General features: G+C 69.7%; 21 protein-coding genes and 4 tRNA genes. 22 read left to right on the plus strand and 3 right to left on the minus strand.

What is annotated here, in order from left to right:
* The first annotated feature begins 1 nt into the window (after position 1).
* The 11 genes from H9X80_RS00940 (at position 2) to H9X80_RS00990 (ending at position 9,466) form a co-directional block, all read left to right on the plus strand.
* Positions 2–787 carry an isoprenyl transferase gene (locus H9X80_RS00940; RefSeq protein ID WP_204792472.1) on the plus strand — a complete coding sequence of 262 codons (786 nt, stop codon included), beginning with the start codon at positions 2–4 and terminating at the stop codon, positions 785–787.
* Positions 784–1,734, plus strand: a complete 951-nt coding sequence (locus H9X80_RS00945) for a phosphatidate cytidylyltransferase (RefSeq protein ID WP_342590838.1) — start codon at positions 784–786, stop codon at positions 1,732–1,734. The genes H9X80_RS00940 and H9X80_RS00945 overlap by 4 nt, the downstream gene beginning before the upstream one ends.
* Positions 1,731–2,930: a 1-deoxy-D-xylulose-5-phosphate reductoisomerase gene (dxr, locus tag H9X80_RS00950; RefSeq protein WP_204792474.1), complete on the plus strand. Its 1,200-nt coding sequence runs from the start codon at positions 1,731–1,733 to the stop codon at positions 2,928–2,930. Before H9X80_RS00945 ends, dxr begins: the two co-directional genes overlap by 4 nt.
* Positions 2,927–4,312: a site-2 protease family protein gene (locus tag H9X80_RS00955; RefSeq protein WP_204792475.1), complete on the plus strand. Its 1,386-nt coding sequence runs from the start codon at positions 2,927–2,929 to the stop codon at positions 4,310–4,312. Before dxr ends, H9X80_RS00955 begins: the two co-directional genes overlap by 4 nt.
* A gap of 24 nt (positions 4,313–4,336) precedes the next feature.
* On the plus strand, positions 4,337–5,413 hold the full coding sequence (gene ispG, locus H9X80_RS00960; protein WP_204792476.1) for a flavodoxin-dependent (E)-4-hydroxy-3-methylbut-2-enyl-diphosphate synthase: 1,077 nt from the start codon (positions 4,337–4,339) through the stop codon (positions 5,411–5,413).
* A gap of 124 nt (positions 5,414–5,537) precedes the next feature.
* Positions 5,538–7,253 carry a proline--tRNA ligase gene (locus H9X80_RS00965; RefSeq protein ID WP_428832962.1) on the plus strand — a complete coding sequence of 572 codons (1,716 nt, stop codon included), beginning with the start codon at positions 5,538–5,540 and terminating at the stop codon, positions 7,251–7,253.
* A gap of 95 nt (positions 7,254–7,348) precedes the next feature.
* Positions 7,349–7,424, plus strand: a tRNA-Ala gene (locus H9X80_RS00970).
* A gap of 43 nt (positions 7,425–7,467) precedes the next feature.
* Positions 7,468–7,543: transfer RNA gene (locus H9X80_RS00975), tRNA-Ile, on the plus strand.
* A gap of 208 nt (positions 7,544–7,751) precedes the next feature.
* The gene (locus H9X80_RS00980) at positions 7,752–9,170 is read left to right on the plus strand and encodes a radical SAM protein (protein WP_204792477.1); all 1,419 of its coding nucleotides are present in this window, start codon (positions 7,752–7,754) and stop codon (positions 9,168–9,170) included.
* Positions 9,171–9,312: 142 nt separating this feature from the next.
* Positions 9,313–9,387: transfer RNA gene (locus H9X80_RS00985), tRNA-Val, on the plus strand.
* 3 nt (positions 9,388–9,390) lie between these two features.
* Positions 9,391–9,466: transfer RNA gene (locus H9X80_RS00990), tRNA-Ala, on the plus strand.
* A 348-nt stretch (positions 9,467–9,814) separates the two neighbouring features.
* On the opposite strand, the gene H9X80_RS00995 is transcribed toward H9X80_RS00990, so the two are convergent.
* Positions 9,815–11,671, minus strand: a complete 1,857-nt coding sequence (locus H9X80_RS00995) for an acyltransferase family protein (protein ID WP_204792478.1) — start codon at positions 11,669–11,671, stop codon at positions 9,815–9,817.
* Between the two features lie 216 nt (positions 11,672–11,887).
* On the opposite strand from H9X80_RS00995, the gene H9X80_RS01000 reads away from it, so the two are divergent.
* Genes H9X80_RS01000 through ispH form a run of 11 tightly spaced genes read left to right on the plus strand, consistent with a single transcriptional unit; the run spans position 11,888 to position 20,798 of the window.
* The gene (locus tag H9X80_RS01000; protein ID WP_204792480.1) at positions 11,888–12,262 is read left to right on the plus strand and encodes a VOC family protein; all 375 of its coding nucleotides are present in this window, start codon (positions 11,888–11,890) and stop codon (positions 12,260–12,262) included.
* Positions 12,263–12,303: 41 nt separating this feature from the next.
* A complete protein-coding gene (locus tag H9X80_RS01005) occupies positions 12,304–14,298 on the plus strand; it encodes an ATP-binding cassette domain-containing protein (RefSeq protein WP_204792482.1) in 1,995 nt (664 codons plus the stop codon).
* Positions 14,291–14,581 (plus strand): hypothetical protein, encoded by a 291-nt coding sequence (locus H9X80_RS01010; protein WP_204792483.1) that lies wholly within the window; start codon positions 14,291–14,293, stop codon positions 14,579–14,581. The genes H9X80_RS01005 and H9X80_RS01010 overlap by 8 nt, the downstream gene beginning before the upstream one ends.
* 20 nt (positions 14,582–14,601) lie before the next feature.
* Positions 14,602–15,294 (plus strand): site-2 protease family protein, encoded by a 693-nt coding sequence (locus tag H9X80_RS01015; protein WP_204792484.1) that lies wholly within the window; start codon positions 14,602–14,604, stop codon positions 15,292–15,294.
* Entirely contained in the window at positions 15,295–16,206 is a 912-nt protein-coding gene (locus H9X80_RS01020) for a segregation/condensation protein A (RefSeq protein ID WP_204792486.1), read from the plus strand.
* 5 nt (positions 16,207–16,211) lie between these two features.
* Positions 16,212–16,958, plus strand: coding sequence for an SMC-Scp complex subunit ScpB (gene scpB, locus H9X80_RS01025; protein ID WP_204792487.1), 747 nt, complete (start codon positions 16,212–16,214; stop codon positions 16,956–16,958).
* On the plus strand, positions 16,951–17,778 hold the full coding sequence (locus tag H9X80_RS01030) for a pseudouridine synthase (RefSeq protein ID WP_239471404.1): 828 nt from the start codon (positions 16,951–16,953) through the stop codon (positions 17,776–17,778). Before scpB ends, H9X80_RS01030 begins: the two co-directional genes overlap by 8 nt.
* Entirely contained in the window at positions 17,775–18,473 is a 699-nt protein-coding gene (locus H9X80_RS01035) for a histidine phosphatase family protein (protein WP_239471405.1), read from the plus strand. Before H9X80_RS01030 ends, H9X80_RS01035 begins: the two co-directional genes overlap by 4 nt.
* Positions 18,470–19,174, plus strand: coding sequence for a (d)CMP kinase (gene cmk / locus H9X80_RS01040; protein ID WP_204792489.1), 705 nt, complete (start codon positions 18,470–18,472; stop codon positions 19,172–19,174). Before H9X80_RS01035 ends, cmk begins: the two co-directional genes overlap by 4 nt.
* Positions 19,171–19,911: a lysophospholipid acyltransferase family protein gene (locus H9X80_RS01045; protein WP_204792491.1), complete on the plus strand. Its 741-nt coding sequence runs from the start codon at positions 19,171–19,173 to the stop codon at positions 19,909–19,911. Before cmk ends, H9X80_RS01045 begins: the two co-directional genes overlap by 4 nt.
* Entirely contained in the window at positions 19,908–20,798 is an 891-nt protein-coding gene (gene ispH, locus H9X80_RS01050) for a 4-hydroxy-3-methylbut-2-enyl diphosphate reductase (protein ID WP_342590839.1), read from the plus strand. Before H9X80_RS01045 ends, ispH begins: the two co-directional genes overlap by 4 nt.
* Before the next feature lie 270 nt (positions 20,799–21,068).
* Here ispH and H9X80_RS01055 read toward each other — a convergent pair whose 3' ends face one another.
* Together H9X80_RS01055 and H9X80_RS01060 are read right to left on the minus strand one after the other, a co-directional pair.
* Positions 21,069–22,451 (minus strand): DUF512 domain-containing protein, encoded by a 1,383-nt coding sequence (locus H9X80_RS01055; RefSeq protein ID WP_204792492.1) that lies wholly within the window; start codon positions 22,449–22,451, stop codon positions 21,069–21,071.
* 54 nt (positions 22,452–22,505) lie between these two features.
* Entirely contained in the window at positions 22,506–23,645 is a 1,140-nt protein-coding gene (locus tag H9X80_RS01060) for a hypothetical protein (protein ID WP_204792493.1), read from the minus strand.
* Between the last annotated feature and the right edge of the window lie 474 nt (positions 23,646–24,119).

A 24,119-nucleotide genomic window follows, 5' to 3' on the forward strand; every position in this document is an offset into this window, starting at 1 on the left:
CATGCGAAGAGACGAAGAGAAGCTCCGGGAGTACTACGCCGACGCACCCGACGATATCAGCCTCGACGCGGTCGACCTCGACCGCGTCCCCTCGCACGTCTCCATCATCATGGACGGCAACGGTCGCTGGGCCACCGCGCGCGGGCTCGACCGCTCGCGCGGTCACGTCGCCGGGGTCGACGCGCTGCGCGAGGCCGTGACCACGAGCGTGCGGCTTGGCCTCGACGTGCTCTCGGTCTACGCGTTCTCCACGGAGAACTGGCGCCGCCCGCGCCGCGAGGTAGAGCTGCTCATGCACCTGTTCGCCACCACGCTCGTCAACGAGCTTCCGCTCTTCCATCAGGAGAACGTGCGCCTGCGCTTCCTCGGCGACATCGACGCCTTGCCCGCCCGGACGCGCAAGGTGTTCCAGCAGGGCCTTGCCGAGACGGCCGACCACACCGGAATGACGTTCGCGCTGGCGGTCAACTACGGCGCCCGCGCGGAGATCGCCCGTGCGGCCCGGACGCTCGCCGAGCGCGTCGCCTCCGGGCAGATGGCGCCCGCGGACGTCACCGAGGACGCCCTCGCCGGCTGCCTCTACACCGCCGGCCTGCCTGACCCCGACCTGCTCATCCGCACCTCGGGCGAGCTCAGGCTCTCCAACTACCTGCTCTGGCAGCTCGCCTACACCGAGTTCTACGTGACCGACACCCTCTGGCCGGACTTCTCGCGCTGGGACTTCCTTCGTGCGGTGGCGGCCTTCCAGCACCGCTCGCGCCGCTTCGGGGGAGTGGCCTCATCGTGACGGCCGGCAGGGGCGAGAAGAACGACGCGCCGCGCGGCGCGGGCCTCGACCGCCAGATCGCGCGCCTCGAGGACCGACGCGCCTCCAAGGAGGACGCGCGCGCCGCGGGCGACCTGAAGGGCCAGCGCGCCCGCAGCTCGGCCGAGCGCCTGCTGACGAGGAGCACCTCGGGCGCCATCTACGCCGTGGTCACGCTTGCGTGCGCGCTGCTCGGCCCCATTCCCACGATGGCGCTCATTGCCGCGGAGGCGTGGCTGTGCTGCTCGGAGTTCTTCCGCATCTGCCGCATGGCCGGCCGCATGCCCAACGAGACGATCGGCCTGGCCGCGGCGCTGCTCTTCCCGGTGGCCGCCTACGCCAACGGCCTTCTCGCCCTGACGCTCGTCATCTTCGTGCTGCTCATGGCCTGTGCCTGCTGGTTCGTGTTCGCGCCGCGCGCGAGCGTGGCAGACGTGGCCGTGACGGCGTTCGGGCCGCTCTACACGTCGCTCGCGTTCTCGAGCATCGTACTCGTCCGCATGTGGGACCACGGTCTTCAGGGCGGGCTGCTCGCCCTCGGCGTCATGATCTCCATCTGGGGCAACGACGCGATGGCCTACTTCGTGGGGTCCGCGATCGGCGCCCACAAGCTCGCGCCGCGCATCTCTCCCAACAAGAGCGTCGAGGGCTTCGTCGGCGGCATCGTCGGCTCCGTCATCATCTGGGCCCTGCTCGGCGCCTTCGTGGTCCCGCAGCTCGGCATCGAGCTCGCGGTCGTCTGCGGGCTGGTCGTGGGAATCGCCGCGGTCATCGGCGACCTCTTCGAGTCGCGCCTCAAGCGCGGCGTGGGGGTCAAGGACTCGGGCAACCTCATCCCCGGTCACGGCGGCCTGCTCGACCGCAGCGACTCGATGCTCTTTGGCGGCATGGCCGCCTTCTTCCTTCTGCACTTTGGAGGCATCCTGTGACGATCTTCGAGGACACCGCGCCGCGGACCTGTCGCCGCGGCCCCGTCCGGGTGGCCATACTCGGCTGTTCGGGCTCCATCGGGACACAGACGCTCGACGTCTGCCGCAACCACCCTGACCGCGTGCAGGTGGTCGCCCTGAGCGTGAACCGCTCCACCCGCGCGCTCGTCGAGGCGCAGCGGGAGTTCGGCGCGGCCCACGTCGCGGTGGCCGACGAGGCGCACGCGCGCGACGCGGTCCTCTCCGAGCTTGCGGAGGGCTGCGAGCTCACTACGGGCGCGGACGCCGTCACGGCGCTCGCCGAGCTCGACGACGTCGACATGGTGGTGAACGCCCTCGTGGGCTTTGCCGGCATCCATGCCGGCTACGCCGCGCTCAGGGCGGGCAAGGCGCTCGCCTACGCCAACAAGGAGTCCATCGTCTGCGGGGGGGACCTCCTGATGCCGCTCGCACGGCCCGGGAGGCTCCTGCCGGTCGACTCCGAGCACAGTGCCATCTACCAGTGCCTGGTGGGGGAGCGCCCCGAGGACGTGAGCCGCATCTGGCTCACCTGCTCCGGCGGCCCCTTCTTCGGGCGCACGCGCGCCGAGCTCGCCCACGTCAGCGCCGAGGAGGCGCTCGCGCACCCCACGTGGAGTATGGGCGCCAAGATCACCATCGACTCGGCGACGCTCATGAACAAGGGCCTCGAGGTCATCGAGGCGCACCACCTCTTCCAGCAGCCGGTCGACGCCGTCCGGGTGCTCGTGCATCGCCAGAGCAAGATCCACTCGATGGTCGAGTTCGTTGACGGCGTGGTGAAGGCCCAGCTCGGCAGCTCCGACATGCGCGCGCCCATCCAGTACGCCCTCAGCTACCCCGAGCGCTGGGAAGCCACGGCGCGCCGCGTGGACTGGTGCGCGGAGGACCCCTTCACCTTCGGAGAGGCCGACGAGGCCACCTTCGGCTGCCTCGCGCTCGCCCGCGAGGCGGGCCGCGTGGGCGGCACGCTGCCCTGCGCGATGAACGCCGCCAACGAGGTTGCCAACGAAAGCTTCCGTCAAGGGACGTGCGGTTTTCTCGACATCGAGCGCGTGGTCGCACGCGTCATGGAGCAGACCGAGGTCGAGCGGGTAGAAAGCCTGGGTCAGCTTGACGAGGTCGACGCGCGTGCGCGCGCGGCCGCATCCGCCGTCCTCCGGGAGGTCCGTCCTTGAGCGCCGTCATTTCCGTGGCCTCCGCCGTGTTCTGGGGGCTGCTCGTCCTCTCCGTGCTTGTCTTCGTCCACGAGGGGGGCCACTACCTCGCCGCGCGCGCCTTCCGCGTGCGCGCCACCGAGTTCTTCCTCGGACTGCCCTGCCGCTGGAAGCTCTCGCGCAGGAGCCGTGCGGTCGGTACCGAGTTCGGCGTGACGCCGTTCCTGCTCGGCGGCTACACGCGCATCTGCGGCATGGAGGGCGCCGACGACGAGCTGCTCGCCCCGGCGCTCGACCTCGTCATGGAGCGGGGCCGCGTCCGGGCCGACGAGGTCGCCCGCGAGCTCGGCATCGACGTCGGCCGTGCCTACGACCTTCTCGCCACGCTGAGCGACTGGGCCTCGATCCGGCCCTACTACGACCCCACGCTCGGCGAGAAGCCCGGCCAGAGCGACTGGCCGGCCGCCTTCGAGACGCTCGCGCGCGACAAGGACCTGCTCACCGAGTACGACCGCGGCCACGCGCTCTCCGCGCCGGGCGCCACCGCCGCCGGTGAGCCCCATCCCACCGGCATGCCCGCGGAGGAGTTCCTTGAGCAGGAGCGCTCCCGCACCTACCAGGGCGTCGGCTTCGTCAAGCGCGTGTGCATGCTCGTGGCGGGACCCGCCGTCAACGTGGTGCTCGCCTTCGTGATCGTGACCTGCGCGCTCATGGTCCGCGGCGTGGACCTCTACTCGACCACCGCCACCCTCGGTGGCGTCGAGGCGGGCTCCTACGCCGAGGCCGCGGGACTCGAGGCCGGCGACGTGGTCAGCGCCGTGGGCGACACCGAGGTCTCCTCCTGGCAGGAGATGAGCGACGCGCTCGCCCCCTACCTGGAGGACGGTCAGGACTTCCAGATCACCTACCAGCGCGACGGCCAGAGCCACCAGACCGAGGTCGACCTCCCCGACGGCCAGCCCGTCGACCTTCTCGGCGTCACCTCGAGCGTGGTGACCTACCACCCCACGCTCGGCGAGGCGGCGCAGGCCACGGTCAGCTACGTCGGCCAGGCGGGCGCCTACGTGGCCCAGCTCATCCAGCCCGCGCACACGATGGAGGTCCTCGACCAGTCCTCCTCGATCGTGGGCATCTCGGCCATGGCGGCGCAGGCCGCCGAGACCGGGGCCTACGAGCTCGCGGTGCTCGTCGGCGCGGTCTCGCTCTCGCTCGGCTTCATGAACCTCCTGCCGATCCCGCCCTTCGACGGCGGCAAGGTCCTCATCGAGGTCATCCAGCTCGTGATCCGCCGCCCGCTCTCGGTGCGCGCACAGAACGCGCTCAGCTACCTCGGGCTGGCGTTCATCGTCTTCGTCTTTGTCGTGGTCCTGAAAAACGACGTCGTGCGCTTTGTGATCGGATAGGCGCCGCAGGAGGGGGTCTTGCCCATGGAAGGAAGCAACACGGTCCCGCGCGAGCTCACGCACCCCGTGAGCGTGGGGGGCGTCCAGGTGGGCGGCGGCGCGCCCGTGTCCGTGCAGTCCATGTGCACGACCGACACCGCCGACGCGGAGGCGACGCTTGCTCAGATTGGCCGGCTCGCCGACGCGGGCTGTGAGATCGTGCGCGTGGCCGTGCCGAGCGCCGGCGTGCTCGACGGCTTCGAGCGCATCTGCGCCGCCTCTCCGCTGCCCGTGGTGGCCGACATCCACTTCGACCACCGCCTCGCCATCGAGGCGTGCCGCCGCGGGGCTGCGGCCCTGCGCGTAAACCCCGGCAACATCGGCAGCTGGGAGCGAGTCGACGCGGTGATCGACGAGGCGGGCGCCGCCGGCATCCCGATTCGCATCGGCGTGAACGCCGGCTCTCTCGACCCCGCCTTCGCCGAGCGGGAGGACCTCACGCAGGTCGAGAAGCTCGTGGGCTCGGCGTCCTCCTTCGTCGAGCACTTCCGCGAGCGCGGCTTTGCCGACGTGGTGCTCTCCGCCAAGGCCCACGGCGTGCTCACCACCGTCGAGGTCAACCGCGCGCTCTCGCGCGAGCTCCCCGAGGTGCCGCTGCACGTCGGCGTGACCGAGGCTGGGACCGCGCGCCAGGGTACCGTCAAGAACGCCGCCGCCGTGGGGGCCCTCCTCATGGAGGGCATCGGTGACACGATGCGCCTCTCGCTCACGGCCGACCCGGTCGAGGAGGTCAACGTGGCGTGGGACCTGCTCTCCGCCGTGGACCTCAGACGCCTGCGCCCCGAGCTCGTGAGCTGCCCCACCTGCGGCCGCTGCCAGTGGGACCTCATGGGGGTGGCGGCCGAGGTCGAGCGGCGCCTGGCCGACGTGCGCGCCCCGATCACCGTGGCCGTCATGGGATGCGTGGTCAACGGTCCCGGAGAGGCGGCCGGCGCCGACATCGGCCTTGCCGGCGGGCGCGGCCAGGCGCTGCTCTTCGCGGGCGGCGAGCCCCTGCGCAAGGTTTCGGAGGCCGACGCCGTCGACGAGCTCTTCGCGGAGATCAAGCGGCGCTTCTCCTAGGGGTTCTTCTCGCCGGGGGCGGCCCGTGCGGGGGAGCCGCGGGGCGGCCCTGCCCGACAGGGGTCACGTGCTTGTCGTAGAATCAGGCTTTGCGAACAGACGCGCTCAAAAGGAAGGACCCCACGTGAAGCGCTACCAGAAGATGAGTCAGCTCTACGCCCCCACCCTCAAGGAGGACCCCGCCGAGGCGGAGCTCGCGAGCCACCGGCTGCTGCTGCGCGCCGGCATGATCCGCAAGACCGCCGCGGGCCTCTACAGCTACCTGCCGCTCGCCTGGCGCTCGATCCGCAAGATCGAGGACATCATCCGCGACGAGATGGAGGCCATCGGCGCCCAGGAGATGATGGTGCCGATCCTCACGCCCGCCGAGCTCTGGCACGAGTCCGGCCGCTGGGACGCCTACGGCCCCGAGCTCATGCGCATCGCCGACCGTCACGACCGCGACTTCGCCCTGGGCCCCACCCACGAGGAGACCTTCACCGACCTCGTGAAGAGCGAGCTGCGCTCCTACAAGCAGCTTCCTGTGACGCTCTACCAGATCCAGGACAAGTTCCGCGACGAGATGCGCCCGCGCTTCGGGCTCATGCGCGGTCGCGAGTTCATCATGAAGGACGCCTACAGCTTCTCTGCCACGCAGGAGTCCCTGCAGGAGTGCTACGAGCAGCAGAAGGCCGCCTACGCGCGCATCGCCGAGCGCTGCGGCCTCTACGCGCTGCCCGTGGTGGCCGACTCCGGCCAGATCGGCGGCGACACCTCCGTGGAGTTCATGGCCCTTGCCGACGCCGGCGAGGCCGAGCTCGTCTACTGCGACTGCGGCTTTGCGGCCGACGTCGAGGCCGCCAGCACCACCGTGGCCGTCACCGAGGGCCCGGGCGACGGCACGCTGACCAAGGTCCACACGCCGGGCCTCGGCTCCATCGAGGCGGTGTCCGAGTTCTTCGGCTTCCCCCAGAACGGCACGCGCAAGTCGCTTGCGCTCGTGGACGGCGAGGGCGCGCCCGTGGTGGCCATCGTCCCCGGGGACCACGAGCTCAACGAGGTCAAGGCCGAGCACCTCTTCGGCGCCTACCACCTCATGAGCGATGACGAGCTCGAGCACTACGGCCTCCACAAGGGCTTCATCGGCCCCGTGAACCTGCCCGAGGGCATCCGCCTGGTCTGCGACGACTCCCTGCGTCAGAGCGTCTCGTGGACCTGCGGCGCCAACGAGATGGACTACCACTTCACCGGCGCCCGCCCGGGCCGTGACTTCACGGTGGACGAGTGGGCCGACCTCGTCTCGGTCCACGCCGGCGACCCCTGCCCGCACTGCGGGGCGCCCCTCAAGTCCGCCCGCGGCATCGAGGTCTCCCAGGTCTTCCAGCTCGGCACCAAGTACTCCGAGTCCATGGGCGCCACCTTCGCCGACGAGAACGGCGAGGAGAAGCCCTTCCTCATGGGCTGCTACGGCATCGGCGTCTCCCGCACGCTGGCCGCGGTGGTGGAGCAGCACAACGACGAGCACGGCATCTGCTGGCCCGTCTGCGTGGCGCCCTACGAGGTCGAGGTTGTGCCGTTGGCCGTCGGCGACGCCGTGGTGGCCCCGGTGGCCGAGCGCGTGGTCGAGGAGCTCTGCGCCGCCGACCTCGAGGTGCTTCTCGACGACCGCAAGGAGCGCCCGGGCGTCAAGTTTGCCGACGCCGACCTCATCGGCATCCCGTACCAGGTTATCCTCGGCAAGCGCGGCGTGGCGAGCGGCATGGCCGAGGTCAAGAACCGCAAGAGCGGGGAGCGCTTCGACGTGCCGATAGGCGAGCTCGCCTCGTGGCTGACCGAGCGCGTGGTTCCCGCCCGCGCCTAGGGGCGCCGCATGCCTCAGACGGCGAGAATGACCTCTCTGAAAATTGGTACTTGACGCGCTCGCTCACTCTGGTATAGTTCTCTTCGCACCAACGCGGGGATATAGCTCAGTTGGGAGAGCGCGTGACTGGCAGTCACGAGGTCAGGGGTTCGAACCCCCTTATCTCCACCACGCAGTATCTGGCGGCGGCTTCGGCCGCCGCCTTTTTCGTACCGGGCTCATGGCGCAGCGGTTAGCGCAGGGGACTCATAATCCCTGGGTCGTAGGTTCGAATCCTACTGGGCCCACCAGAGGACACGCAGGTCATCGGGTTTTGCCCGGTGGCCTGCTTTTTTTCGTACGTCCGCGGAGCCCCGCAGCCAGGACGGGCGTCGGGGCCCTGCGTGCCCAAATATGTCGAACACGCACAAAGTTCGCCTACAGCCGTTGATTTTCCCAGGGGTGGGTACCTATCTCTGCGGGGCGGCGTCTCGCCCCCGGCACAGAGAAAGGAATCGCATGGCACTCACCCAGGCAGCGGAGCGCGCGGCGCTCAACAAGCTCATCGACTACCTCGACGAGGACCCCGCAGGCCACTTCGACAAGATCATGGACCTCACCGACAAGCTCGTCCCCGCAGGCGTCTTCCCGACACAGCGCGCGACGATCCGCAAGGTCATCGACGAGCACAACAACTGGTACGACCTGCTCATGAGGGTCTTCTCGCTCAACCCCGAGATGCGCTCGCGCTTCCTCAAGACCTTCTTCGTGGACGCCAACCTCCTGGCCTGGCCCGTCCAGGAGAAGGCCCGCAGGAAGTACCAGTGCAACATCCCCTGGGCGATCCTCCTGGACCCCACGAGCGCCTGCAACCTCCACTGCACCGGCTGCTGGGCAGCCGAGTACGGCCACCAGCAGAACCTCTCCTTCGAGGACATCTGCTCGATCATCGACCAGGGCCGCGAGCTCGGCGTCCACGTCTACATCTACACCGGCGGCGAGCCGATGGTGCGCAAGGCGGACCTCGTCCGCATCTGCGAGAAGTACCCCGACTGCGCCTTCCTCTGCTTCACCAACGCCACCCTCATCGACGAGGCCTTCTGCCAGGACATGATCCGCGTGGGCAACTTCGTCCCCGCCATCAGCGCCGAGGGCAACGAGCACACCACCGACGCCCGCCGCGGCGAGGGCACCTACGCCAAGATCGAGCGCGCCATGGACCTACTCCGCGAGCACGGCCTGCCCTTCGGCATCTCCTGCTGCTGGACCCGCGCCAACGCCGACACTGTGGCCACCGAGGAGAACATCGACTGGATGATCGAGAAGGGCGCGCTCTTCTGCTGGTACTTCCACTACATGCCGGTGGGCCGCTCGTCGGGCGCCGAGCTCATCCCGACGCCCGAGCAGCGTGAGAGGATGTACCGCTTCGTGCGCGAGATGCGCGAGAAGAAGGCCCTCTTCACGCTCGACTTCCAGAACGACGGCGAGTTCGTGGGCGGCTGCATCGCCGGGGGCCGACGCTACCTTCACATCAACGCCGCAGGCGACGTCGAGCCCTGCGTGTTCATCCACTACGCCAACGTCAACATCCACGACGTGAGCCTGCTCGACGCGCTGCGCTCGCCGATCTTCATGGCCTACTACGAGGGCCAGCCCTTCAATGACAACCACCTCATGCCCTGCCCGATGCTCGAGAATCCCGACATGCTGCCGCAGATGGTCAAGCGCACCGGAGCGCACTCCACCGACCTCGTGGAGCAGGAGTCGCCCGAGCAGCTGCGGGAGAAGACGGCCCCGGCCGCGGCGGCCTGGGCGCCGGTCGCGGAACGTCTCTGGGACGAGCGTGAGAGCCCGCTCTACCGGAAGCGCCATGAGGACCCCACCCAGGGCATGGCCGACAGCGACATGGAGCGGCTGCATCGGCAGGGCCGCCGCTAGGGGAGGCGCGCACGACAAGAGGAACTTCAAAATCCGCACACCTGCGACCTGCGGTTTTGTCGACGTCCACACGAGATTCCCATCAGTGCAAAATTTCTCGTGCCAAAGCGGGATTCTTTTGCTAGTATGTTCACTCGCGCAAGGGCGATTGGCTCAGGGGTAGAGCACTTCCTTCACACGGAAGGGGTCGCTGGTTCGAATCCAGCATCGCCCACCATAAGGGGATATAGCTCAGTTGGGAGAGCGCGTGACTGGCAGTCACGAGGTCAGGGGTTCGAACCCCCTTATCTCCACCAGAAGCTCAGGGGCGACGGTTTTGGCCGTCGCCCCTTTTTTGTGGCGCGTCCCGGTCCGTAAGCCTGCGTTCCCGGCCTCGTGAAGTCTGCGCGCAGGGTCCTTCCCGCAAGTGCACCCGCTGGCTCTCGAAAAGCGCGTTAGGTGCACCCAAAACGGGGCTTTCACGTTTAAGTGCACCCGGGTGGGAGTGCACTTGAGCGGTGCACTTGCGTGGTGCACTTAAACGGGAGTTCACGTGGACGGTGCACTCGGACAAGGGAGCGTGCCTGGGAAGCGTGCGCCGTTGGCAGCGCCCGCGCGCGCTGACCTGGCGAGAAGAGGCCGAGGGCCCAGGCCTGCGACCCCCGCTACCGGCCGGTGATCGCGCGGCGCAGCATCATCACGTAGGCCTCGGCCCCCTCGGGGCGCAGGTGGGTGCCGTCGCTCCAGAACCAGTCGTCGTGGCCCGCGCTCTCCGCGTACCAGTCGATGACCTCAACGTTGTCATAGGTGGCCGCAACGTCACGGAAGAGCTGGTTGTTCATGTCCTGGAGCGCCATGGGCACGCGACAGGTCACGAGGTAGACCTTGCGGTCGCCGCAGGCGTCTATGAGGGCTCGGACCTGGTCCTCGCGGGCCACGCCGTTGTTGCCGAGAGCAAAGACCACCACGTCGCCCCCGTGCCCGTCCGCCACGCACTGGTTATAGACGTCGAGGCCCGCCGTGAGCTGGCGTCCCACCTCGGCGTCGATCCAGCCGTTGGGGAAGACGCGCTGGAACTGGGTCTGCGCGCCCAGGGCCACCGAGTCGCCGACCAGGGTCACGTTGGCGTCGGTGGCGCCGGTCTCCACGTCGACGCCGTAGTTCAGGGCGTTGATCGTGTCCACCGCGCTCGCGAAGGCGGTGCCGGCGAGGTAGGTACCCGAGACGTCATAACCGTCCGTCTCCGGGTTGGGGAGATCCGCCGTCTGGGACTGCGTCGCCTGCTGGCCGACGGGCACGCCGGTCTGCTCCGCGCTGATGGGGGCGAGGGACACCACGAGCACGCAGACAAGCGCGGCGGCCTCAAGCCCGAGCGCCAGCCTCCCCTGTCCCAGCGCAAGCGGCCTGCCCACGCCGCGCTCCAGGACACGGTAGGAGAGCTCGGAGACCGCGGCGATGACCGCGAACTCGAGAACCCAGCCCCACCAGGGGAGCTCGGTCGTCCGCGTGGCCGGGTTCATGACGAGCAGCAGCGGGTAGTGCCAGAGGTAGACCGCAAAGCCGCGCCTTCCCAGCGCGGCAAGCGGGGCCAGGCCGAGCACGCGCGAGAGCACGCCTCCCGCCGGACGCGCCAGCACCCCGATGAGCACGGCGGTGAGCAGCGCCGCGAGCAGGATGCCTCCCCGATAGGCAAACTCCGAGTAGCCGTTGAGCGTGACCGCCATCGCGCCGAGGCCGACAAGCGAGCCCAGGCCCGCGAGCTCATAGGCCCAGCCCGGCACGGCCTTCCACACGGAGCGGGCGCCGGCCGCGTGGGCCGCGGGGCCCGCCCCGCCCCGGACGGGAAGCGTCAGCCTCCAGCCGTGCCCCTGCGTGAGGAGCGCGCACAGGGCGCCGGCCAGAAGCTCGGCGGCGCGGGTGTCAGGGCCATAGTAGATGCGGTTGGTGTCCCCCAGGGGGTTGTAGAGCGCCGCCATCGCCACCGCCGAGGCCACCATCAGGGCGGCCACCACAACGCACGCCTGGCCCCGCCTGCGCACGAGCTTCGAGAGCCCCAGCAAAAGGGGCGGCCACACCACGTAGAACTGCATGACCACGCCGAGGTACCACAGGTGCGTGAGCGGGGAGGGGAGCCCGGCGGCGGCGAAGTAGGACACGTTGCGTACGATGTAGAACAGGTTCTCGAAGAAGAGGAGCGCGGGGACGGCGTCGGTCTTCACCTTGGGGAGGAGGGCCGGCGAGAAGAGCGCGCACAGCAGCGCCGTCGCCCCCACCACCACGACGGCCGCCGGCAGGAGCCGCCCGACGCGCCTCAGAAGGAAGCGGGGGTAGTCGAAGCGGCCCGTCCGGGCGACCTCGTGCTCGATGGAGATCGTGGTGAGATAGCCCGTGAGAGCGAAGAAGACGGTGACGCCGAAGTATCCCCCCGGCAGCCACGTGGGGTTTGCGTGATAGACGACGATGGCGGCTATCGCGAGGACGCGAAGTCCGTCAAGGGCGGCGACCTTTCTGGTGCCTGGCATGCGGGTCTCACTTTCTATGGCGTCGCGCCCGTGGGCGCGCAGGAATTCACGACGCCATTCTAACCCCACGGCGCCGCCGGCGGCCCGCCGCGCAGCGGGAGGTTGAGGGCCCGCCGCACGGCGCCGTGGCAACGTCGTGCAGAGCGGGCCGCGCCACGCGACCCGAGCGTTCTTCTCGCCTATACTGAATGGGTTTGCAGCGACGAGAGGAGAGCAATGTCCACGTCAGAGAACCCGGTCGAGCTCTTCGGCCTGAGGATTGCCCACATCGGCATCAACACGGACTCCCCGGAGGAGGCCGATCGCGTGGCCCAGCAGTTCGAGACCCTCATGGGCCTGCCGGTCAACCACATCGCCCCCATCTCCACGTTTGCGGGCTCGCTCGTCGAGGTCATGAACAACGGCGGGCGCGGCGAGAAGGGCCACATCGGCTTCCACGTTGACGACCTGCCCGCGGCCGAGGCGTGGTTCGCGGCGCGCGGCTTTGAGATCAACGAGTCCAGCCGCACGACGCTGCCCACCGGCAACCACCTCGTCTACTTCACCGAGCCCATCGCGGGCTTCGCCATCCACCTGACCGACGCCGAGTAGCGCCGGCCCCACGACAAGACGTACGAGAACCAGGAACGCACGTGATCGCACTCATCGACAAAGTCTCCAAGTCCTTTGGCGGCCGCACCCTCTACACGGGCGCCACGCTGCAGCTCAACGCCGGCGAGCGCTGGGCGCTCGTGGGGCCCAACGGCTCGGGCAAGACCACGCTGCTGCGCATCCTCATGGGCGAGGAGAGCGCCGACGAGGGCACGGTGAGCTTTGCCAAGGACGTCACCGCGGGCTACCTCGAGCAGGAGACCCGCCTCATGGGCCACAAGAGCGCCCTTGCCGAGGTGGTCGGCTCCGCCCACGAGGTCAAGCAGGTGGAGCGCCAGGTGGCCGAGCTCGAGGCCCAGATCTCCCAGACGCAGCCGGGTCCCGAGCTCGACCGCCTGCTCGAGCGCTACGGCACCGTGCAGGACCGCTTCGAGCGGCTCGGCGGCTACGAGCTCGAGGCGCGCGCAAGGCAGATCCTCGCTGGCCTCGGGTTTCCCGTGGAGGACTTCGACAAGCCGGCCGAGGACTTCTCCGGCGGCTGGCAGATGCGCATCTCGCTCTCCAAGCTGCTGCTGCGCCACCCCGACCTGCTGCTCCTGGACGAGCCAACCAACCACCTCGACCTCGAGAGCGTCAAGTGGCTCGAGCAGTTCCTCGCCTCCTACGACGGGGCGGTGCTCCTGGTCTCCCACGACCGCGCGTTCATGGACGCCTGCGTCTCCCACGTGGCGGCCGTGGAGAACCGGCGCCTCACGACCTACACCGGCTCCTACTCCGACTATCTGCGCCAGCGCGAGGACAACCTCGAGCAGATGCGGGCCAAGCGCGCCGCCCAGGAGCGCGAGATCGCCCACATGCAGGTCTTCGTGGACAAGTTCCGCTACAAGCCCACCAAGGCCGCGCAGGCCCAGGAGCGCATGAAGAAGATCGAGCAAATCAAGAAGGAGCTCGTCATCCTGCCGGAGGGCACCAAGAAGGTGCACTTCTCGTTCCCAGAGCCGCCGCGCACCGGCGACGAGGTGATCCGCGTCGAGGGCGTCTCCAAGTCCTTCGGCGAGAACCACGTCTACTCGGACGTGAGCCTCAAGCTCTACCGCGGCGACCACGTGGTGCTCGTGGGCCCCAACGGCGCGGGCAAGTCAACGCTCATGAAGCTCATGAACGGCAAGCTCGCACCGGACACAGGCGAGGTGGCCCTCGGCAAGGGCGTCACGCAGGCCTACTACGCCCAGCACCAGCTCGAGGAGCTCAACGAGGCCAACACGGTGCTCGCCGAGATGGACTCGGTGGCCGCCGGCTGGACCACCTCCGAGGAGCGCCGTCTGCTCGGCGCGTTCCTGTTCCACGGCGACGACGTCGAGAAGCGCGTGAGCGTGCTCTCCGGCGGCGAGCGGGCGCGCCTGGCCCTGGCCAAGATGCTCGTGGCCCCCGACCCGCTGCTGCTCTTGGACGAGCCGACCAACCACCTCGACATCGACTCGGTGGACGTGCTCGAGCAGGCCCTCGTGGACTTCAAGGGCACGATCGTGCTCATCTCCCACGACGAGCACCTCGTCCGCGCGGTGGCCAACAAGGTCGTGGACGTGCGCGACCACAAGGTCACGGTCTACGACGGCGACTACGACTACTACCTCTACAAGCGCGCCGAGCTGGAGGCCCGCGCGGCGGGCACGCCCGTGCCGGCCGCGTCCCAGAAGTCCGCGCCTGCGGCCCCCGCGGGAGGCGCGCCCGCGCAGACGGCCGGCCGCAACGTCAAGACGCGCGAGCAGCGGCGCGCCGAGGCCGAGGAGCGCAACCGCCGCAACCGCGCCCTCAAGAAGGAGCGCCACCGCCTCAAGGAGGTGGAGGCCGCGCTCACGCCGGCGCAGGAGCGCCTGCACGAGCTCGAGGCCCTCATGGCCGACGAGGGGCTCTACAACGACGCCAAGCGCTTCGACGAGTGCATGAGCGAGTACGCCGCGCTCTCCAAGAAGATCCCGGCGCTCGAGTCCGAGTGGCTCGAGCTCAGCGAGAAGCTCGAGGCGGCGGATGCGTAGCGTCGTCGCAGGCGCCCTGCGCGTCCTCGCCCTCGTCTGCCGCGTCTGCGCCTGGGCGCTTGCGGCGCTCGTGGTGGCGGACGCCCTCCTGCCGGCCGGCCCCCGGGCGCTGCTCCTGGGCGTCAACGGCGCCGTCACGCAGCTCGTCCCCGCGGCCCTGCGCGGCCTGCTCGTCTTTGCCACGCCCCTCGGCGGCGCCTTCCGCGGCGACTTCGCCGTCCTTGCTATAGTTCTGCTCGTGGCCGACTGGCTGCTCTGCCGCATCGCCGCCTCGCTGCGCTGACGCCGCGAGAGGGGAGACACATGTACTCGACGCAACGGCTCATATCGATCGCGCTCACCGTGGTGCTCGTGATGTTCTCGGCGATCGTCCACGAGGTCGCCCACGGCTGGGCGGCGCTGCGCTGCGGGGACCCCACGGCAAAGGAGGCCGGGCGCCTCACGCTCGACCCGCGAGCGCACCTCGACGGCTTCGGCTCGGTGGTGCTGCCGCTCATCATGGCGTTTCTCGGCGGGCCGGTCTTCGCGTTTGCGAGGCCCGTGCCGTACAACCCCTACCGCCTGAGGCACCCCCGGCGTGACGAGGTCATCGTGGCGCTTGCCGGCCCCGCCTCGAACCTCCTCCAGGCCGTAGTGGGCTGGGTGCTGCTGGGGGCGGTCTACCGGTGGGCCGTGCCCGCGTGGGCGGCCGGAATGGTGCCCTTCTGGCTCGTGGACGGCGCGGTCTCGCTACTGGCCACCTACATCAGCGTGAACCTCGTGCTCTGCTTCTTCAACCTCGTGCCCTTCCCGCCGCTCGACGGCTCCAAGGTCGTGCTCTTCTTCCTCAAGGGGCAGGCGCGCCGCAAGTTCTACGAGCTCGAGCGCTACGCGATGCCCGTGCTCATCATCGTGCTCTACCTGGTGCCGCAGGTGCTCGGCATAGACCCCCTCGGCGCCTACCTCGACCTCACGGCCGGAAACGTCTACTCACTCATGGTCTCGGCGGTGGTGTAGGTGTCCTACCGCGTCCGCACGCAGGCCTACACCGGCCCCTTCGACCTGCTGCTCCAACTGGTGAGCAGGCAGAAGGTGACCATCGGCTCGATCTCGATCTCCGAGGTGGCCAACCAGTACCTCGAGGAGGTCGAGCGCATGGCCGACCTCGACCTCGACGTCGCGAGCGACTTCGTGCTCGTGGCCTCGACGCTGCTCGACATCAAGGCCGCCTCGCTCGTGCCGGCAGACGCCGTCTCCCGGCGCCGCGGCGCGCCGGCCGACGAGGAGGACGACGAGCTCGAGGGGCTCTCTCCGGACGAGGCGCGTGAGGTGCTCATCGCCCGCCTCATCGCCTACAAGCAGTTCCGCGGCGCCGCCTCTGCGCTCGGCGCCCGCGCCGAGGCCGAGGGCCGCATGCACCCACGGACCGTGGGCCCCGACCCCGAGTTCCTCGGCCTCATGCCGGACTACCTCGAGGGCATCACGCTGCGCAGCCTCGCCGTCATCTGCGCCGACATCGACAGCCGGCGCGAGACGTTTCTCCTGGAGGCCGAGCACGTGGCGCCCAGGCGCCTGCCGGTGGCGCTCACCGTGGCCGCGGTGGATCGCCTCGTGCGCGGGCGCGGGCGCGTGAGCTTCACCGAGCTCCTCGACGGCCAGGACGACCCCGAGAACGTGGTGGCCAACTTCCTTGCGATCCTCGACCTCTACAAGCGCGGGATGGTCGACGTGCGCCAGGAGGAGCTCTTCGGCGAGATCGAGGTCGAGCACGTGGAGGGCGCACCCGCCTACGAGCTCGACGAGTCGGTGCTGGCGGAGCTCGCGGAGGACTATGGCGACGGGACGACCCCGGGCGCGGGCGAGCCCGCCGGCGAGAAGGGCGACCGGGGCGCGGCCCCGGCGGACACAGCTGACGAAAGCGAGAGGTGAGCGTGATGGCTGATCTGGAGAGACTCGAATCGGGCTCGCTCAAGGGGCTCCTCGAGGCCCTGCTGCTCGTCTCCGACGACTCCGTACCGGCGACCGAGCTCGCGCGCGCCGCCGGCGCCGAGCCCGGCGAGGTCGCCTCGGCGCTCGCCGAGCTCTCCGCCGAGTACGCCGACGCCAACCGCGGCTTCCAGCTGCGCGAGGTGGCCGGCGGCTGGCGGCTCTTCACCCACCCCGCCTACCACGACCAGGTCGCCGACTACGTCCTCTCCTGGGACACGCGCCGGCTCTCCCAGGCCGCGCTCGAGACCCTCGCCGTGATCGCTTACCACCAGCCCGTGACCCGCGAGGGGGTGCGCGCCATCCGCGGCGTCAACTCCGACGGCGTGATCGCGTCTCTGCGCGAGAAGGGCCTCGTGCGCGAGGTGGGCCGCGAGTCCGACCGCGGCCAGGCGCAGCTCTGGGGCACCACGCGCCTCTTCCTCGAGCACTTCGGCCTCAGGAGCCTGCGCGAGCTGCCGCCGCTTGAGGACTTCGCCCCCGACGAGGAGTCCAAGCGCTTCATCCGCGAGCGCCTCTCGGGCCGCTCGATCTCCTCGACGCTCGAGGAGACCGCGGCCGACGTCGACGACGAGCGCGAGCTGCTCGACGACTACGACGGGGACAGCGCCACGGAGGGCGAGGGCACGGGCGGCCCCAGGTCCTTCTCGCCGGGCGAGAAGGACGCTGGCGAGGGGGCGCCCGCAGATGAGTGAGCCGCTGCGCGAGAGCGGGCTCTACCCGATGCGCCTGCAGCGCTTCCTCGCACGCGCGGGCGTGGCGAGCCGCCGCGGCTCGGAGCGCCTCATGAGCGCAGGGCGCGTCCGCGTGAACGGCGTGGTCGTCACCGAGCTCGGCTCCAAGGTGGACCCGGAGCGCGACGTGGTGAGCGTGGACGGTGTGGTCTGCCGCATCGAGGCCCAGCCGTTTCACCTCATGCTCTACAAGCCCGCGGGCTACGTCACCACGATGAGCGACCCGCAGGGGAGGCCCACCGTGGCCGACCTCGTGCCCACCGCCGAGCACCCCGGCCTCTACCCGGTGGGCAGGCTCGACCAGGACACCACCGGCCTTCTGCTGTTCACGACCTCCGGCGAGCTCGGGCAGGCGCTGCTGCACCCCTCGCACCACGTGACCAAGCACTACGTGGCGCTCGTCTCGGGCACGCCCGACGCGCGCGACCTCGCCCGGCTGCGTGCCGGCGTGCGCCTCGAGGAGGGGGCCGTCTCCGCGCCCGCGAAGGCCGAGCTGATCGGACCCGACGACCCGCTCTTCTCGCTGGTCGCGCCCCGCGGGGCGGGCCGGACGGGGGGAGGGGAGCCCAACGCGGTGGTGGGGCTCTCGATCCACGAGGGCCGCAAGCACCAGGTCAAGAAGATGATGCAGGCGGTGGGGCACCGCGTGCTCCGCCTGCACCGCGACGCCTTCGGCCCGCTGCACCTGAGCGGGGTGGCCGAGGGCGGCTGGCGCGCGCTCTCGGACGCCGAGCGCGCGGCGCTCGAGGCGCTCTGCGCAGAAAGGAAGGACGAGCGATGACCTACATGCCCGGGGACGTCGTCACGCAGCGGGTGCTCTTCATGCGGCACCCCGAGACCGTCTCGAACACGCAGCACTTCTTCTCCGGCCGGCTCGACGTGCCGCTCACCCCGCACGGCAAACAGCAGCGCGAGCGCGCGGTGGACGCCCTCGTGGCCTTTGAGCCCGAGCGCATCTTCACCTCGCCGCTCTCGCGGGCGCGCGACATGGCGGAGATGGCCGCAGAGCGGCTCGGCGTGCCCTGTACCCCGCTCGAGGACCTCATCGAGATCGACTTCGGGCCCCTCGAGGGCATGGACGTGAGCCGCGCGATGAACGAGGGGCTCGGATTCCCCTGGCCGGTCGACTCCGACGGCGTCTCCCACCCGCCCGAGGGCGCGGAGAGCTTCGAGCACATGCGGGAGCGCTGCCGCCACCTTCTGGAGACCCTGCGGCCGCTCACGGGCCGCACGGCCTGCGTCACCCATGGCGGCTACCTGCGGATGCTCCTGGCCACGGTCTACGACATCCCGTTCACGCGCTTCTGGGACCAGCACGTGCTCAACGTCTCGTCGCACTACTTCACCTGCGACGGTAGGACCTTCGCGCTCGGTGGCTTCAACCTGACCCCCGAGGAGGTCATCGCCCACGCCAGCGCGCCCAGCGAATACGACACCCGTGACATCTGGGGCACGGGGAGAAGGGAGCTCTCATGATCGTCGCCATCGACGGGCCGTCGGGCTCGGGCAAGTCCTCCGTGGCGCGCGAGGTGGCGCGCCGGCGCGGCCTCACCTACCTGGACACCGGGGCGATGTATCGCTCCGTGGCGCTCTCCTGCCTGCGCGCGGGCATCGACCCCGAAGACGCGGACGCCGTCGCGCGCCGAGCACGCGAGGCGCGCGTGGAGTTCGCTCCGGGCGAGGGCGGCGGGCAGCGCGTCCTTCTCGACGGCTCGGACGTGACGGCAGAGATCCGCACGCCTGAGGTCGAGCTAGCCGTCTCGCCGGTCTCGGCCAACCCCGCCGTGCGCGAGGCCATGGTGGCCCAGCAGCGCCGCGTGGGCGAGGCGGGCGGCGTGGTGGCCGAGGGCCGTGACATCGGGACCGTGGTCTTCCCGACGGCCGACGTCAAGGTCTTCCTCACCGCCTCGCCCGAGGCCCGGGCGCGCCGCCGCGCGGTGCAGCGCCAGGGCGGCAACCTCGCCACCGGCGAGGCGGCGGAGGTGGACGCCGAGGCCGAGCGCGCGATCCTCGCCGACCTCGTGCGGCGGGACGCCTACGACTCCTCGCGCGAGGCCTCCCCGCTGCGCGCGGCCGACGACGCGGTGCGCATCGACTCCTCGGAGCTCGGCTTCGAGGACGTGGTGAGCAAGATCCTCGCGCTCGTGGACGAGGCAGCGGGGGAGGTGCGCGCATGATCAGGGGATGCGGCGAGAAGGACCGGCGGATGCGGGCCTTCGCGGGCAACAGCTACGACGACTACTACGACCACGACCTGCGCGAGCACCCGCTGCCGGGGCGCCTGTTCATCACCTTCGTGGTGCAGCTGCTCTGGATGGTCACGCGCCTCATGTGGCCGTGGCGCCTCGAGGAGGCCAAGCTCCTCCTGGACGACCGGCGCGGCCGCGTCATCATCATGAACCACGAGTCCATGCTCGACCCGGTGGCCGTGGTGGTCACGATGTGGCGCGCCGGCGTGCCCGTGCGCATCGTCTACAAGAGCGAGTTTGACAAAATCGGGCCCGCCACTTGGCTCTTCTCGCGCGCCGGCGGCTTTCCGGTGGAGCGCGGCACGGCCGACATGAAGACGGTCCGCCGCGCCCGCACGATGCTCCAGCGTGGCGAGTGCGTCCTCATCTACCCCGAGGGTACCCGCGTGCGCCGCGACGCCGAGGCCGAGACCCACGGCGGCTACGCGATCATGGCTCAGCTCGCCAAGGCACCGGTGCAGCCCGTGGCGATCATCGGCGCGCGCCACCTGCACTTCCGCTGCCGCGTCTTCATGCGCGCGGGCGCGCCAATCGAGTGGGGCGAGCTCTCGCACCTCAAGCGCAAGGAGCAGGTGAGCGCGATGGAGAGGATCGGCATGGACCGCGTCTACGAGCTGCGCGACGCGCTGCGCCGCGACCACCCCGGCGTCGAGGAGGACGCGTGACGGCGCGCGGGGACGGCGAGGCCCGCCGTAAGGTGGGTGCCGAGGGCGTCGAGATCCGCGTGGCACGCGAGGCGGGCGCCTGCTACGGCGTCGAGCGCGCGCTGCAGATGGTCGAGGCCGCCGCGGCCGAGGGCGGCGTGACGGTGCGCACGCTCGGGCCGCTCATCCACAACCCGCGCGTGGTGGCCGAGCTCGAGGCCCGCGGCGTGGGCGTGGTGAGCTCGCCCGAGGAAGCCGCCGGCGACGCGCTGCTGCTGCGCACCCACGGCGTCACCCCCGACGAGCAGGCCCGCGCCGAGCGGCTCTGCGCCCGGGTCCTCGACGCAACGTGCCCGTTCGTGAAGAAGGTCCACCTGGCCGCTGAGCGCCTCGCGCGCGAGGGCTACCAGGTGGTCGTGGTGGGGGAGGCCGGCCACCCCGAGGTGGAGGCCACGCTGCCGCACGCGCCGGGCGCCGTGGTGGTGGGCTCGGCCGAGGAGGCAGCGCGGCTGCCGCGGGCGCGCCGGATTGGCGTGGTCGTGCAGACCACCGCGCGGCGGGCGCTTCTCGCCGAGGTGGTGGGCGAGCTTCTGGGCCGCGCCGAGGAGGTGCGCGTGGTGAACACCATCTGCGAGGCCACCTCCGGCCACCAGGCCGCCGCCGACGAGCTCGCGCGGGAGGCCGACGTCATGGTGGTCATCGGCGGACGCATCTCGGCCAACACCACACGCCTCGCCGAGATCTCGGCCGCGCGCTGCCCGAACACCCATCACGTCGAGGGCGCCGACGAGCTGCGCGCCGCGTGGTTCGAGGGCGCGCGCGTGATCGGCATCACCGCCGGCGCGAGCACCCCTGCCAGCCAGATCGAGGCCGTCCGCGCCGAGATCGAGCGCCTCGTGAGGCGATAGCCGTCGGGGCCCCTTGCCGTCGGCGCATTTTCTTGCCGTGTTTTTTTGCCACATTTCCGGATGTGTTGCAGCCCCTCGCCACATATCCGGTGATGTACCGCTGAAATCCTCGCTTTTGGGGATATGTGGTCTTGCTCACGGTCCTTCTCGCCACATAACTCGAAATGTGGCTAAGGCCAAGGTGGGGGGTGCGGATCGGACGCCCGGGATCGGGCGTCCGCAGTCGCACGCTCGCGGCCAGGTACGCAGCAGCGGCCTTTTGCGACGCGGCTATCCGAGAAGCACCGTGGACAGGTCGTCGAGATACGCACCGGGGCTGGGAACGCTCACCGTGCACAGCGCGCCGCGGCGTCCGAGCTCGTCGAGGATGCGGGCCTGTGTGTCGCCGTCCAGGGTGAGCTTGTCGAAGTTGAACATCACCTCGGGCAGCACGACGAGCATGCCCGTGAGGTCCTTAGGCAGCTGGGCGAGCAGGTCCTCGGAGACGATGAGGCCGGTCACGTTGACGTCCCCGCCGAAGTAGTCGTTACGGATGGCCGTGACTGAGGCGCGCCCGGACGGCGAGAGGAGCCGCGCGAAGACGTCGATGGTCTCGGCGGCGGCCTCGCCGCAGACGAGCGCGAGGCGCAGGTTCTTCTCGCCGAGGCATGAGTCTATGCGGACGAGCTCCGCCGCTCGGGTGCGGGCGACGAGCGCGGACTCGTCGAGGAAGCTGCGCAGCATGCCGATGCCGTCGTAGAACTGCGGGTAGCCGTCGTAGGTCTCGGCCGGGGGCACCGGGAGGTGGGCGTCGACGTAGAACTCGTCGGAGAGCTGGAAGCGCGTGATACCGAGGGTTCTGCGCGCCCGCTGCTGGTAGGGCTCGATGAGGCGCACGACCGCGCGCGAGGCCTCGACGTCATCTGAGTAGGAGCGGTGGAAGCGGCGGCTGTACTTGGTGTAGCCGAGCGGCACGATGGCGAGGGAGGTGATGTTCGGCCGCGCCTCCACCCACTCGAGCGTGGCGGCGAGCTCGGCGCCGTCGTTGATGCCGGGGCAGAGCACGATCTGCGCGTGGACCTCGATGCCGGCGGCAAGCAGCCGCTCCAGCACCTCGATGCCGCGGTCGGCCCGCCGACCGATGAGCGAGCGGCGCACCTCGGGCGTGATCGCGTGAATCGAAACGTTCATCGGGGAGAGCCCGCAGGTGACGATGCGCTCCGCCTCCTCGTCGGAGACGTTGGTGAGCGTGACGAAGTTGCCCTGCAGGAAGGAGAGGCGGTAGTCGTCGTCACGCAGGGTGAGGCTGGCGCGCGCCTCCGGGGGCAGCATCGTCATGAAGCAGAACTGGCAGGCGTTCACGCAGGTGCGGATGCCGTCGAAGAGCACGTCGGTGAAGTCGACGCCCCAGTCCTGGCCCGGCTCGCGTTCCAGCGTGCAGGGAGTGGTCGTGCCGTCGCGCGGGTCAAAGACCTCGAGGTCGCAGCAGGCCCCATCGGCCTCCCAGCGCCAGTCGATGAGGTCGCGCGGCTCGACGCCGTTCACGCGCTCAATGCGCATCCCCGGCTCGATGCCCGCCTCCCAGGCCGGGCTGTCCCTCTCGACGGCCGCGACCCACGCGCCGTTCGCCTTCGGCCGCGTTGACGCATAGTCGGCACGCTTCTGCTCTGCCATGATGCCCCCTTCTCCTCGGGCAGCATTGTGCCACAGGAGCGGGCATGACCGGACTCAGCCAGGTGGGCGGGCAGCCTCTGCCGAAAGGATGCGCCCCCGCGAGACAACGGGGCCGCTGTAGTCGCGAGCCCCGTTCATCACAAGCGGGTCTCGGCGCGCGGTCCAGTGAAGGCCGTCGGCACGTACCAGGCGCGCGTTGAGGTCGGCCTTTCTCCGCTGCCAGAGCCCTTGTGCCCTCTCCGTGAGCCTCGGCTCCTCGATGCCAAGGTCAGCTCGGATGCGCGAGACGAGCCAGTCGAGGTACGCCATGTCGTCGTAGTGCTCCTTTGCAATCTCGTAGTCCTTGACGTTGCAGGCGAGAAGCTCGTTTCTCCGGTCTATGTCACGTGCCTGCTGGGCCTCGTCACGATGATATCCCCCCTGGTAGTCGAGGGCGACCGCCTCAAACGGGGTCGGGGCCTGCCGGTCCCCGCCTGGGGCGAGGAGCATGAGGTCGGGCTTTCGTATGCGCGTCGCCGCCTCTCCCAGCACGCTTCCCGCGCGACTCACGGCGATCGGGTCATTGAGGCCGACGACGCCTACCCCGTACCCGCCGAGCGTCCGGCAAAACTCGAGCCGGTGGCACGTCCTGCTCTCCTGCGGCGAGCCCGAGCGCTCCCGCGCGCAGTCAAGCGCCCGCCTGAGCCTGCGCGAGCCTCTCACCGGGCCCGTCTCGTCGAGGAACCCCCGGATGCGCTCGATGGACGTGAGGGGCTTTGACCGTTTCACAAGGCCGTCCTTTGAGAGCGGCTGGATGCCGTAGTGGCCGCAGAGCTCGTCGATGAGCATGAGAAGCTCGATGTCTGTGGCGTACTCAGTCATCTGGAGGGCTATCAGTTCGGGGGCCGAACAGGCGACGCCGGGGCCAAGCCTGACGAACGAGGAGGCAGGGTAGCGCTCGAGCGCGGCGTGGGACGCAAGGGAGTCCGAGAAATAGCGGGCGGACCTGTCGGAGACGAGCACATGGAGCGGCACCGTAGCGCCCTCGAGCCGCCTGACGTGTGAGACGATGTGCGCAAGCAGGTCTTTTCTGGGCGCTCGGGCGGGAACGTCCGGACCCGCGACCAGGTTCTGCCCCGTGAGGAGACCGAACGAGTCCCAGCAGCGGAAGACCTCGAGAGCGGTAATGTGTGAGAAGATCGTATCCATGGTCATAGGCTAGACCCTCGGGGGGCGCGTGGGGCCGCCGGGGCGAGAATGTCCTTCTCGAATCTTCCCTCTTTGTTTCTTTCCGCTGCCCGGTCATGACAAACTGGCCGCTCACAGGTGGTGCCGCCGTAACGGCCAAGCATTAGTATTTAAATCTGCCCGCCCCTCTCGCCGACGGTGCAGCCGCCGTATGGCGAAAACCACGCACCGCACATGACCGAGCGGGTCTCCCCGCGCCCAAAACGGCTCCCGAAGGAAGCGACCGGACGGGCCACTTACACGGACATGTGGGCCGGGATCGCCACATTTCGGAAAGTGCAATGCCCCTTCTTGCCACATGACGGAATGAGTGACCCTCTGTCGCCACACATCCGGACCCGTAGCCGGCCGCGAAGGGGCTCGCGACAAATTCGTGGGCAGCGTTCGAACTGATCCGGATATGTGGCGCGGCATCGCTCCATATTTGGATATGTTGCCTGT

This window comes from Olsenella profusa (assembly GCF_016900315.1).
In the GTDB taxonomy this organism is placed as follows: domain Bacteria; phylum Actinomycetota; class Coriobacteriia; order Coriobacteriales; family Atopobiaceae; genus Thermophilibacter; species Thermophilibacter profusus_A.